The organism is Aureispira anguillae (assembly GCF_026000115.1).
Taxonomy (GTDB): domain Bacteria; phylum Bacteroidota; class Bacteroidia; order Chitinophagales; family Saprospiraceae; genus Aureispira; species Aureispira anguillae.
Genome location: NZ_AP026867.1, coordinates 5584551 through 5596611, shown reverse-complemented (window position 1 = coordinate 5596611; position 12061 = coordinate 5584551). Strand labels below are relative to the sequence as shown.

13 protein-coding genes are annotated in these 12061 nt (G+C 36.7%); all 13 read left to right on the top strand.

The genetic code is table 11. The features are described 5' to 3' along the window. The first annotated feature begins 11 nt into the window (after window positions 1-11). The 13 genes from AsAng_RS21920 to AsAng_RS21860 all read left to right on the top strand — a co-directional run bounded on the left by AsAng_RS21920 (window position 12) and on the right by AsAng_RS21860 (window position 11807). Window positions 12-1505 (top strand): phage tail sheath family protein, encoded by a 1494-nt coding sequence (locus tag AsAng_RS21920; RefSeq protein ID WP_264789244.1) that lies wholly within the window; start codon window positions 12-14, stop codon window positions 1503-1505. 89 nt (window positions 1506-1594) lie between these two features. Beyond that, entirely contained in the window at window positions 1595-2080 is a 486-nt protein-coding gene (locus AsAng_RS21915) for a phage tail protein (protein WP_264789243.1), read from the top strand. Between the two features lie 267 nt (window positions 2081-2347). After that, complete coding sequence (locus tag AsAng_RS21910; RefSeq protein WP_264789242.1) at window positions 2348-2971, top strand: phage tail protein; 624 nt, start codon at window positions 2348-2350, stop codon at window positions 2969-2971. A 76-nt stretch (window positions 2972-3047) separates the two neighbouring features. Beyond that, window positions 3048-3620, top strand: a complete 573-nt coding sequence (locus tag AsAng_RS21905) for a phage tail protein (RefSeq protein WP_264789241.1) — start codon at window positions 3048-3050, stop codon at window positions 3618-3620. 15 nt (window positions 3621-3635) lie between these two features. Beyond that, window positions 3636-3812: a hypothetical protein gene (locus tag AsAng_RS21900; protein WP_264789240.1), complete on the top strand. Its 177-nt coding sequence runs from the start codon at window positions 3636-3638 to the stop codon at window positions 3810-3812. 125 nt (window positions 3813-3937) lie between these two features. Next, on the top strand, window positions 3938-5812 hold the full coding sequence (vgrG, locus tag AsAng_RS21895) for a type VI secretion system tip protein VgrG (protein ID WP_264789239.1): 1875 nt from the start codon (window positions 3938-3940) through the stop codon (window positions 5810-5812). A gap of 62 nt (window positions 5813-5874) precedes the next feature. Beyond that, entirely contained in the window at window positions 5875-6165 is a 291-nt protein-coding gene (locus tag AsAng_RS21890) for a PAAR domain-containing protein (RefSeq protein WP_264789238.1), read from the top strand. A gap of 425 nt (window positions 6166-6590) precedes the next feature. After that, complete coding sequence (locus tag AsAng_RS21885) at window positions 6591-6842, top strand: hypothetical protein (RefSeq protein WP_264789237.1); 252 nt, start codon at window positions 6591-6593, stop codon at window positions 6840-6842. 117 nt (window positions 6843-6959) lie between these two features. Continuing rightward, the gene (locus AsAng_RS21880) at window positions 6960-7250 is read left to right on the top strand and encodes a hypothetical protein (protein WP_264789236.1); all 291 of its coding nucleotides are present in this window, start codon (window positions 6960-6962) and stop codon (window positions 7248-7250) included. Window positions 7251-7387: 137 nt separating this feature from the next. Beyond that, window positions 7388-8338 (top strand): CIS tube protein, encoded by a 951-nt coding sequence (locus AsAng_RS21875; RefSeq protein ID WP_264789235.1) that lies wholly within the window; start codon window positions 7388-7390, stop codon window positions 8336-8338. 151 nt (window positions 8339-8489) lie between these two features. After that, window positions 8490-8900: a GPW/gp25 family protein gene (locus AsAng_RS21870; protein ID WP_264789234.1), complete on the top strand. Its 411-nt coding sequence runs from the start codon at window positions 8490-8492 to the stop codon at window positions 8898-8900. A gap of 143 nt (window positions 8901-9043) precedes the next feature. Further along, on the top strand, window positions 9044-9322 hold the full coding sequence (locus AsAng_RS21865) for a hypothetical protein (RefSeq protein ID WP_264789233.1): 279 nt from the start codon (window positions 9044-9046) through the stop codon (window positions 9320-9322). Window positions 9323-9512: 190 nt separating this feature from the next. Beyond that, window positions 9513-11807: a hypothetical protein gene (locus tag AsAng_RS21860; RefSeq protein WP_264789232.1), complete on the top strand. Its 2295-nt coding sequence runs from the start codon at window positions 9513-9515 to the stop codon at window positions 11805-11807. The last annotated feature ends 254 nt before the right edge of the window (window positions 11808-12061 follow it).

Here is a 12061-nt window from a genome sequence, read left to right as displayed (position 1 = left end):
CAAATTTAATCATGGCAAAACAATATGCAACACCTGGTGTGTATATCGAAGAAAAAAGTGCCTTTTCCAATTCTGTAGTATCTGTAGCTACAGCGGTACCTGCTTTTATTGGATACACTCAAAAAGCAGCTGCTGGGAAAAAAGACTTGACCAACGTTCCAATGCGTATTACTTCAATGGTAGAGTTCCTAAGCTTCTTTGGCGGTGCTCCTACTACTAAGTTTACTGTTGAGGCAGATGGTGATAACTATAGCCTTGCTGCTGATGAAGGAACAAACTATAACTTGTTCCGCAGTATGCAATTATTCTTTGCAAATGGCGGTGGTGCTAGTTATGTAGTTTCTGTAGGTAACTATGGTGCTGGTGTAAAAGCTTCTGCTTTAATTGGTGCTGAAAATGGTGGTGGTATTACTGCTTTGTTGAAAGAGCAAGAGCCTACGCTAGTTGTAATTCCTGATGCTGTATTATTGGAAGAAGGTGACTGTGCTACTGTTCAACAAGCAATGATCAAGCATTGTGGTGCTGATACTCGTAGCCGTTTCGCTATCCTAGATGTATGGGGTGGTCATCAAGCTAGAACATTGTTGGATGACGATGTTGTAACTGCTGCTCGTACTGCTTATGGTGGAAATTTCTTGGATTTTGGTGCAGCTTATTACCCTTGGTTGAACGCTACTGTTGTAAGCTCTGATGACTTAAGCTATGTTAATATCAGTAACCCTGAAGGCTTGGTTGACATCTTGAACAATGAAGTAGATGAAAATGTATCTGCTGGTTATGTTAAAGCTGAAAAAGGCGACATGATCAAAGAAGAAATTGCTAAAATTTCTGATGATGAAGCAAATACTCAAGCTGTAAGTAACTTACTAAAAGCAGTAAGTCCAATTTATAATGATGTTTTAGGTCAAATGAAGGATACACTTAATGTACTTCCTCCATCTGGTGCTATTGCTGGTATCTATGCATTGGTAGATAGCTCTGTAGGTGTACACAAAGCTCCTGCAAACGTAAGCGTATCTGCTATTACTGGTCCTACAGTAAATATTACTGCTGAGGAGCAAGAAAACTTGAACTTGCCATTGAATGGTAAAGCTGTAAACGCTATCCGTCCATTTGTTGGTAAAGGTACTTTAGTATGGGGTGCTCGTACTCTTGATGGTAACAGTGGTGACTGGAGATACATCAACGTACGTCGTACAATGATTATGTTGGAGCAATCTATTAAGTTTGCATGTGAGCCTTATGTATTCCGTCCAAATGATACGAATACTTGGTTGAGCGTTAGAACTATGATCTCTAACTTCTTGCGTAACCAATGGCAAAGTGGTGCTTTGGTTGGTGCTTCAGAAGACGAAGCTTACCTTGTAGAGTGTGGTCTTGGAATCACAATGACTCCTCAAGATGTTTTGGATGGCTATATGAAAGTAACTGTAAAAGTAGCTATCTCTCGTCCTGCTGAGTTTATCGTAATCACATTCCAGCAAAAAATGCCTGGTGGCGAATAGACTACTTTAGTTAGTCGATATCTTTTGCCAAGTTTATTCTTGGTCGCTTAAATATTATTATAAAAAAAATACTATAAAATATATATATTATGTCTGATTATCAAGCAAGCCATCCGCTTAATGGAGCAGATTTTTGGCCATTAGCTAAATTCTCTTTCCGTGTCACTATCGACGGTCTTCCTGAATTAGGATTCCAAACGGTTGAAGGACTAGAAGTAGAGGTTTCTATTATGGAGTACCGTGATGGTGCTTCTGGGGTATTGCACAAGTCAAAAAGACCTGGTTTAACAACTTACAGCAACATTACTTTCAAAAAAGGTGAGTTTGTTGGAGATGCTAACCTAAAAGATTGGATGCACTTATACCAATGGGAAAGAGCTACTAACCGTACTGAACGTAAACAAATCATCATCGAATTGCTAGACGAAGCTGAAGATGTTATGATGACTTGGACAGTAGCTGGTGCGTTTCCTGTTAAATTCACTCCTACTGCTCTTGATGCTGAGGCTGATTCAGAAGTAGCTGTTGAAGAAATTGAGGTAGCTATCGAATCTTGGACTTTGGATAAAGCTTAATCAAATCTCTTAGATATTAATCTAGAGTTAATTTATAGACCTAGTAGAATACATTTTCTACTAGGTCATTTTTTTATTTGTTTTATTCAACTAAGTTTTGTACTTTAGAGTTACTTGTTTTCTTTTTGAAGTTCCTCTAAAATACATTGGAATTCCAAAAATGAGCTTTATCCTAGTGTAATCGGTGATTTCTATCAAAATAGAAATTATATCATACGACTAAAGTTCAATGTATCCAATTCATTAATGTTCTGAATTCCCAAGATAATGGCAAAAGAAAATCCATATATAGGAGATGGTGGTAAAGCAGATTTATCACACTTGAAAAAAATTAATATAGGTCAAAAGGCAATTAAGAGTGTATCAGCAGGTAATTCTGTTTATAAAGATTGGCCATTGACTAAGTATTCTTTTGAAATTAGTATCGGTGGCTTTACAGGAAGTGTTGCTTTTCAGGCAATGGATGGTCTAGGTGCCGAAATCGCAACGATGAAATTTAGAGATGGCAATTCTGGAAAATTCTACGAACAAAGTCGCCCTACCTTAACTTCTTACTCTCCTGTTACTCTAAAAAAGGGGGTTTTTGTTGGCGATAAGACCCTTTTTAATTGGTTTACCAATGTTTCGAATGGTACTTTCTTTAGTGATATGAGAACGGTAACTATTCATTTGAGTGAGCTCTCAGGGGATAAGCACAATCATATCTTTACATGGACATTGGAGCAAGCTTATGTAACAAAATTTACCCCTTCTAATTTGGACGCTGAAGCGGATACTGAAGTAGCTCTAGAAGAAGTTGAAATAACGTATCAATCGTTTTCTATGGAAGCTGGCCTACTTAGCTCTATATTAGGTGCTGCTTCTAGTTTGATAGGAGGTATCTCTTTCTAAGGCTTGAAATTTACGACTTAAGAAACTAATTAATACTCAATAAGCAATGGATTTTTTAAAAAATTTGATAGGGTTCATGAATGAACCAGTTCCGAGTTTTTTCTTCGAAGTTTTATTCCTCGAAGAGTCGGATACACTCTTTGGCTCGGCAACTGCATTAATGACTAGAGCTTTGGACCCTGTTGCAAATGCTTTTACAGAGGTGGATGGATTGAACATTGCCTTTGACACAGATTCTTTTAACGAGGCGGGCTGGTCTTCTCCTAGACCAATCTTTAAGAGCATGAAGAATGAAGAATTAACGTTAACCCGTTATTTGAGACCAAGGCATATTGGTATGATGACTTTTGGGTTGGATCCTATTACAGGTTGGTGTCAAGAAACAATGAAATCGGCAAAAACTTGGGAGGCTCAAATTGTTAAAAAAAATGTGTTAATTTATATTCATCACCCAATGATGCAAACGCCTCCTCCTATCGCTTCTCCTTCTCCTTTTCCTGTCGCTGGGTTCTTGGTTCGAGAAGCTTTCCCTACAAGTTGGGGGGTATCTCCTTTGAGTTCTACCAATAGTGGAGAGGCTATCAAAGAAACAATTAAGTTTGGTTATACAGAAATAGAGCGTTTGGTTATTCCTACATCTCCTCTTTAAACACGAAATTATATTATGGCTATTTCTATAAAAAAACTAACACTCAATACAAAAGTGAATAAGCATGCAAAAGAGCAATCCAAAGCACAAAAATCTTTTGCAAAGGGCTTGTCTAAAATGGATAGAGAGTCGCTTATTCAAGAATGCTTGGATAGAGTAAGAGACCTTATAGATCATGAGTTAAGACCTTAATGGGGGTGATCTTTTACTATTGATTGTTTGAACGATCCAAACCAATCATTTTCTATAAGAGTATATATACACATTATCAATGTGAACGATTCAATTAAAATGAGCAACTAATTTTATAAAATATAATGGCTGATTCTCCAATAAAAAAACTCAAAAGTGGGATTGTAAACCTCGAAGTAACAGTAGACGGTACCAAAATTCCAGAAGTAATGATGGTCTTAGAGACTGAAGTGGTCAAGGAGGTTAATAAAATTCCCTATGCCAAAGTTGTTATTTTTGATGGTGATTCTCGTAAACAAACCTTTCCACAAAGTGATCAAGCAATATTTGAACCTGGTGGTGAAATCGAGATAAAGATAGCGCATGACCCTACAGCAACCATGGTAACAATCTATAAGGGGTTAATTATAGAACATGGCATTAAGCTTTTTAAGAATGGAACATCTTGTCTAACGTTAACTTGTCGAGATGAGGCATTAGCGCTTACTGTGGGGCGTAAAAATATGATTTTTTATGAACAGACAGATTCCGATATCATTTCGGCTATTATTGCAGATTCTGGAATCAAGGGCTCAGCAGATGTGGAAGCTACTACTGCGACACACAAAAAACTAATTCAATATTACTCAACGGATTGGGATTTTATCCAAGCTAGAGCAGATGCGAATAGTTTAGTGACGATCATTAATGATGGTGAAATTAGTATTAAAAAGCCAACGGTATCCGAAAAAACGGATGTAATCGTTACGTATGGAGTTGATTTGATGGCAATGGACCTAAAAATGGATGCTGCTTATCAATATGAGGACGTTCAGGCTAATTTTTGGGATCATACGGCTCAAGCGATCGAAAACACGGCTGGTGTAAAACCAACAGTCAATGCACAAGGAGATGTAGATAGTGCTAAATTATCAGGTGTCCTAAAACATAAGGAATTGGTGCATAGCTCAACTCCCATTACTAAAGACTTTATCCAATCTTGGGCGGATTCTATTTACCAACGAGGGCATTTGTCTAGAATTAGAGGAAAAGTAACTTTTGTTGGTTCTGAAAAAATCGTAGTTGGAAAAACGGTGGAATTGGCAGCAATAGGAACGCGTTTTAATGGTGATGGTTATATCAGTAAAGTAAGGCATATTGTTAAGGATGGGCAATGGACGACAGAAGCTAGTTTAGGCTTGCCGCAACGTACCCATTTAGAACGTTATCCTTTGGCGACTCCTTTGGGCGCTGGTGGTAGTTTGCCTGCTATTGGTGGTCTGCAACATGGGGTTGTTATCCAAATTCATGAAGACCCAGATGGGGAATATAGAGTATTGGTAAATATTCCGATTATTGACAACTTAGAAGGGGAAGGTGTTTGGGCCAGAATGTCTCATGTCTATGCGACCGAAGATTGTGGATTTGTTTTTTATCCAGAGGTAGGAGATGAGGTGTTGCTTGGTTTCTTAGATAATGACCCAACTTATCCTGTGATTTTAGGATCTTTATACAGTAGTAAACGCAAAATTACAACTGAGGAGGCCCATGACCCTGCTGATCCAAACTATATGAAGGCAATCTCTTTTAATAAGGGAAAGTTGCGTTTGGAATTTGTAGATGAACCAGGCAAGAATATCTTTAAGTTGATTACTGAAGATGAAATGATGATAGAGGTCAATGATGATGCCGATACCATAACTATTGATGATCCTGTGAATAAAAACAATATTTTGTTGGATTCTGCAGGGGTAACCATGACGGTTGATAAGGATTTGACCATTGATGTAAAGGGAGATATCAAGATGACAGCGGGGAAAGGAATTGCTATGGAAGCAACCAATGATATTACAGGAAAGGGGATGAATGTTAAATTTGAAGCTCAGGTTAATTTTGAGGCTAAAGGAACGGCGGCTTTCAAAGCAGAGGGCGCTCAGTTTGAGGTCAAAGGCTCTGGAATGGGAACCGTTGATGGTGGCGGTATGCTAACCGTTAAAGGTGGAATGGTAATGATTAATTAATAACATTACTTTGCATACAAATATGCAGAGTATTATAATAATAAACTATAAATAATAGAAATATGGCACCTCCAGCATCAAGATTAACAGATATGCATGTTTGTCCTGCTTCTACAGGACCTGTTCCTCATGTGGGTGGACCTATTGTTGGTCCAGGTTGCCCAACGGTAATGATTGGAAAATTGCCAGCTGCTCTAGTTGGCGATATGTGTGTATGTGTTGGCCCTCCTGATACCATTGCAGCAGGTTCTGCTACGGTTCTTATTGGTGGAATGCCTGCGGCTCGACTTGGCGATAGTTGTGCGCATGGTGGTTCTATCGTATTGGGTGAATTTACCGTTATGATTGGGTAGGATCAAAGCAAAAAACGATATTAATAGTTGGAGACCTAAGGGCAATTTGCTCTTAGGTCTCTACTGTTTTTATAAAGATAGTTGTTGCTTGTTATCTTAATTTTACAATCGGCAACAAGGACAAGATTTAGGTAGAATTAATAGAGGGAAAAAACCTACAGAAATTAAAGGCAGGCTGATTTTTTGCCATAAAAAATTAAACACACTTTAAAAGAATTTAAAACAGTCTAAAACACTATTTCTCTTTCTCTGAATCTAAGGCTATAGATTGTTTTTTTAGAAAAAAAAAGCATATTATTGTAATCTATTTATTCCCAATGAGTTTAACTCAATTCATTAAAATCTAAATAATTAACAAGGATGAAATCAACAACTTTTTTAGAAAATGCAAAGGCATTGCCTTAGTCTTTAGTACGTTTAGTTTAATGCTTTTTGGCGCAGCTGCACTTGTGTTTTCAATTAGCCCAGCCCAAGCAACCAATACTCCTCAAACTGTCTATGGGGCTGGAAAATATCAGATGGAATTATCAACTGTAATGGGAAGTGATGATAGGTCTAGCTGGTTTATTTTAGTATGGGATACAGAAACAGGGCGTTCAAAAATGTATTATGGGAATGTATCAGATGGTACAAATTCAGCAGCAAACAAATTTGATTTACCCTCAAGTCCTTTATAGTGAATAGTAGAAATGATAAAATAATAAGATTCACATTAATATAATTGGCATTTAATTTGATTTAGCTTATTTTAGATAAATACTATCTAATTACTTCAATATAAACGATCAAATATTATGGATAAGATAACACAACGCTTACTAGGGGTCGCTGCCATTATCTTTGCAGTTGCTTTTCTAATTCAATCGGCCAGCCCAGCCCAAGCGGATAATGCTCCTCAAACTACTTATGGGACAGGAAAATATCAGATGCAATTTCAAGTTGAACTTGAAGGAGATGATGATCTGGTTTATTACATGTTGGTGTGGGATACAGAAACAGGGCGTTCAAAAATGTATTATGGTAGTCCTGGAGCAGGAACAAATGAGGCAGCTAGCAAATTTCAATTACCCTCAAGTCCTTTATAGTTAAAAAATAAACGATTAATAATGAAAACCCTTTGGAATTTCCAAAGGGTTTTTTTAATTTTAGAAGCAAAGTCTTTTTTTTTTATAAATCTATTATGAAAAATTAGATTTATTTATCCTCAAAAATTCAAATACGTATGGCTGTTCCATCAGTAGGAAAGGGAAGTGATGACGGTATTGCAAGGTTAACCATTACTGCTCACAAAACCGTAGATTGTACAGATACTGAGATTTCTACCTTTAAGGTACAGGTCAATCCTCAGGACTTAAAATATAGTTTTAAAATCGAATCAGTTGGTGGTAAAGATGAAAATTCTAATAATCAACAACTAGGAACTGCTACCCCAGGAGCATCCGCTCCACCATCTGCCTTCAAGGGGTATAGTAAGATGGAGTTAGAGTTTAAGTTTTATGCCGATGCAACGGGGATTGTACCCATTGACGATAAGATGAAAGATCAATTTTTATTGCCAGATAAAAAAACGCCTAGTATTCGTGGGCATCTAGATTTGCTGCAAAATACTGTTTATGGGTATGAGCCAGAAATTCATGGACCTCCGTATTTAAAAATGGTGTGGGGGAATATTTTCCCAGATACAGGAAATAGCAATGGAGAAAAAAAACCTGCTGTATTTAAGGGAACCTTGAATTCATGCGATGTGCATCTTCAATTGTTTAGCTTAAAGGGAGAACCTGTAAAGGCAGAAATTACCTTGAAGATTGAATCAGAAATTGCTCCAGAAGCTCGTCCTTTAGGAAAATCGCCAGATTTAACGCATTATATAGACATCACACATGGAGATAAAATGACCATGTATTGTGAGCGTATTTATGGGCGTCACGATAGCAAAATTTGTTCGGCAGTAGCAGAATACAACAATATGATTGATTGGGATCTAAAAGAGGGAACCAAGATGATCTTTCCATCGATTCATATGCTAAATGATAAATACCTAGGAGACTATGAAGATATAAAGGTAGGGCATGTGCATGAGGAGTCGGAGTATCAACAAATGGAGGAATTGATTGGAACAAAAAAGACCAAACAATACTATAAAAATTTTCCATCGAAAGTCTATGAAGCCTAGTCGTAAATAGACCCCTCAAAATACAAGCAAAATAATAGAATCATTACTTTATGATCGCTGAATTTTATCATTGAAGGTCTATTGGAAATAAGATGGTATTATATCCAAGGTGTTTTTTTGATAAAAATCATAAAGTATTAAATTATAAAAGATGGCAGAGAATAAATCATTTTTAGGTTCTGGGTGGAGTTTCCCCCCAAGGTTTTTGGAAAGCACGGAAGGTTTAGAGCTTTCTCACGATGATAGAGATATAGCAGAATCTATTTTTATTCTATTATCAACAACACCTGGAGAACGGGTCATGAACCCCAGCTATGGTTGTGACTTGCACAGTATGGTGTTTTCTTCTATTTCCACTTCTACCAAAACAAGGATAGAAGATTTGATCGCAACGGCTATTTTATATTATGAGCCTAGAATCAACTTGGTATCTATTGTTATTGATGATAAAGATCAATTGGAAGGCAAGCTGGATATCAACATCACTTATGACATTAAGGGAACCAACTCTCGTAAGAATATGGTTTATCCTTTCTATTTGACAGAAGGTACGGATATATAGTCATGAGCCTATTTAATCTAATGGGTTAAGTGGTATGAATGACTTAAGCCAGAGAATAGCTATGAATTTAATAGAGCTATAGGATGAGCTGCCAATAAAAAGCAACTCATTACAATGTATTTAGGCAAGAAAATCACTAAAAGATGCTAAACCAAAAATTGATAAATTTACAAAAGGCTTGTAAGGAATGGTTAGATGCTTATGATGGGCTCAAAGACCAGTCTGCTTATCAAGTAGCGTATGGAAAATATAAAGAACTAGAAGAATTCTGTGCAAATTTTTTGGATTCCCAATCTAGTGCCATAAATAAAGAGATAGGAGAAATGGCACCAGAAGCTATGGAAGCACAGGATTTATTAAAAGATTTTTTGTTACAGTTAAAACAAGTCCAGCTATTTACGCCTTCCAATGCTCCTATGTAGAGGCGTAAAGATTGAATAGATGTGAGGAAATGGTGAATTTGATGATAAAAAGAAAGCTAAATAATACTATTAAAACTTTCCTTCAAAGCATTTTGAAGCTTAAATAAATATGAATACACCGTCCTTCTTATTGGTAGGAACTATGCTCCTTAGCTTATTTCTTGACCAGCCCCCAATTAAGTCAAACACTATGCCGTACAATAAAGAACAAATTACTGCCATTCAAGAGGCTTATCTCAAACTACAACGTCTTAATGAGCATTGTAAAAAACATCAGCTGCAAGTTTCCGACATTTTTTCCAAACAAGAACTGAAGGAACTAAAAGAAGGAAAGCTATTCTTACAACAAATACTCCAAAATCCTGAAATAAAAGCAGCTGTTTTAGCTGATCTGCCTTTGACTTTAAAGGCTTTTGTGGAGAAAATTACGATTTGGATAAGAGATTTTAAAGTCGAACTTGAAACGATAGAGGATCAAGAAACCTTTCTGTCTGTAAAAACGATAATAGGGCATTTAAAACCTAGTATTATTTCTGGAAAACTCCCTATCAGCCAACAAATTTGGCAGCCCATAGGCTCTGCTTTAGACGGCTTAGAGGAAAAGGCAACTCCCAAAGCCTTTGCTGCTGCTATTATTCAAGGCTTGGATGTTTTTTCCGTAGATCTAAAAGCTGAGTATAAAACCAATAAAAAGGAGTTTTATTGCAAAATCAAACAACAGGATTTTGATGCGCTTATTATTCAGCCCAATGATTTTGTGCTTTGGTTGAATCAGGAAGCTAAGGAGTCTGCATTAAGAGTAGTAGAAAAAACAGAAGAGTCGCTTAAAGATTTTAGTAAAAAATTAGAAAAACGACAGGAAGAAGAAATTTCGAAATTAGAAGCTGTGGCTACTTATGGAGATACCAGTGATATAGAGCTTTCTGTATTAGATATTCACTCCTTAAAACAAAATCAAAAAACAGTTACTCTGCCACTTTATGGTTTAAGTTATTGGAAAAACTTGCAGAGTAAAGTCTTTTTTGCAATAGAGCAAGAAAAAAATATGATTACGTTAGGGCAAGCTAAAAAAATTACCAAAAAAGTTTTAAGAACTTCTTTAACGACAGCGGATATAGAAAAACTCTATCAAATTCATAGTGCTGCAGGAGGAAGTGGTTTATTGTATTACCCCTCTGGATTTGCAGCATGGTTTAACGATAGTCGCAGTAGATTGGACAGCAGTGCCTTCAAAAAAGAATTGGATACTTGGATTGATAAAATGCGAGGCTGTATTGGCAAAAAGAAAGACCGTTTAAGAGAAAACAAACGGCTTTTTATGATTCGCCCCAAAGCCTTTATCGAGGAGTTGAAGCCTTTATTTAGTCAACTCTTAGATCCTATAGGTTCTAATCCTGGGGAACTGATCTATGAAGCCATTGCCCATGAACTAGCGACAATAGAGCATCTACCCAAAGTAAGCATTGACCAAATTGATGAACTATGGCAAAAAGGACTGTCTAGATGTAGTATTGATGAATTTGCCAAAGATGCTTATACCCGAACGATTTTAAACCATGTAGAATATCAAGAGCAGGCTTTGGATGCAGCGGCTAATTTATTGCAGGCATTGCCCATTGATACCAATATTGTAGATGCGCTTTATCATGCACGATATATTACCAAGAGCTTACCCAAACCTGAAACGAATGGCAAAAAGCTCTTATCAATCTTTAAATTGCAGGCAACCAATGGAAGAGCCCAAAGCTTAGAAATACACTTGGAGAATGGTCTAAGATTGTTGCCGCAAGAACTGAAAAATGTGGGGGCTTATATGCCAGTGCCTACTCAAGATGTGGAGTTGGCTAATGTCAAAAGTGACAGTTATTTGGTGGAACTCGAAAATGTGACGATTGGTAAAACAAGACAAGAAACCGAGGCAAATGAAACACTGGTGATTTATACGCCTATTACCTATAAGCTAAATGTTCGTGATACTTCTCAACAGACTGTTATCCAGGAACAAATGAAATCAGCACTTAATATGCTTGACCTTAATGTCGGCGATCTTGTTACGGGAGGAGAACTCTCTAAAAAATTGGGCAAGGATAGTGCCTTGGGTGGGAAATTGTTGAATACAAATATTAGTATCTGTGGCGATGATTATGGTAATATTGAAAAAATTGAAGCCGAATTTACACTTATGGGGATGACCTTCGTGGTTGGACATGGACGAAAAGGCTTCATTGCTCAATTTAAGAGTCCCTTTGCTCCAACGCCTGAAAAAAGACAGTTCACTTATGGAGACAGTCAATTTACGTTATATCTTTCTTGCACTTACAAAGGGGCATTGAGGTTTTTAACAACCAAACAATACGAAATTGAAACAATTAACGGACAACTTGGTATGGCAAAGGGCACTTATTCAACGGATAAGATGGAACTAAAGGAGTTTCATGGTTCGCCTTTCTTTTCTAAAATTAGAGTAGAAAATATAGATAAGTAATAAAATACGCCAAAAGGTCAATTTATTGGTTAGAAAAATTTTGGCGAGTATAAATAACTAGAAAAATTTTATGCGTATTTTTTGGATGCCTTTATAAACTGTATGGCAACAAAAATATTCAATATAAATAAAACACCTTTAGATGCTCTATAGAATGATGCTAGATCGTTAATTCTGTAGAAATTTTAGAACAATTAAAAATTATAGGACAAGTTTGAGTTGATGTACGTTTAAACCAGTCCAATATTATAAAA

What these genes read in the sequence shown, in the direction of transcription:
- vgrG (WP_264789239.1), top strand. Translation starts at nt 3,938, where the DNA reads ATGGCTGATTCTCCAATAAAAAAACTCAAAAGTGGGATTGTAAACCTC.
- AsAng_RS21870 (WP_264789234.1), top strand. Translation starts at nt 8,490, where the DNA reads ATGGCAGAGAATAAATCATTTTTAGGTTCTGGGTGGAGTTTCCCCCCA.
- AsAng_RS21860 (WP_264789232.1), top strand. Translation starts at nt 9,513, where the DNA reads ATGCCGTACAATAAAGAACAAATTACTGCCATTCAAGAGGCTTATCTC.
- AsAng_RS21910 (WP_264789242.1), top strand. Translation starts at nt 2,348, where the DNA reads ATGGCAAAAGAAAATCCATATATAGGAGATGGTGGTAAAGCAGATTTA.
- AsAng_RS21915 (WP_264789243.1), top strand. Translation starts at nt 1,595, where the DNA reads ATGTCTGATTATCAAGCAAGCCATCCGCTTAATGGAGCAGATTTTTGG.
- AsAng_RS21890 (WP_264789238.1), top strand. Translation starts at nt 5,875, where the DNA reads ATGGCACCTCCAGCATCAAGATTAACAGATATGCATGTTTGTCCTGCT.
- AsAng_RS21875 (WP_264789235.1), top strand. Translation starts at nt 7,388, where the DNA reads ATGGCTGTTCCATCAGTAGGAAAGGGAAGTGATGACGGTATTGCAAGG.
- AsAng_RS21900 (WP_264789240.1), top strand. Translation starts at nt 3,636, where the DNA reads ATGGCTATTTCTATAAAAAAACTAACACTCAATACAAAAGTGAATAAG.
- AsAng_RS21865 (WP_264789233.1), top strand. Translation starts at nt 9,044, where the DNA reads ATGCTAAACCAAAAATTGATAAATTTACAAAAGGCTTGTAAGGAATGG.
- AsAng_RS21905 (WP_264789241.1), top strand. Translation starts at nt 3,048, where the DNA reads ATGAATGAACCAGTTCCGAGTTTTTTCTTCGAAGTTTTATTCCTCGAA.
- AsAng_RS21920 (WP_264789244.1), top strand. Translation starts at nt 12, where the DNA reads ATGGCAAAACAATATGCAACACCTGGTGTGTATATCGAAGAAAAAAGT.
- AsAng_RS21885 (WP_264789237.1), top strand. Translation starts at nt 6,591, where the DNA reads ATGCTTTTTGGCGCAGCTGCACTTGTGTTTTCAATTAGCCCAGCCCAA.
- AsAng_RS21880 (WP_264789236.1), top strand. Translation starts at nt 6,960, where the DNA reads ATGGATAAGATAACACAACGCTTACTAGGGGTCGCTGCCATTATCTTT.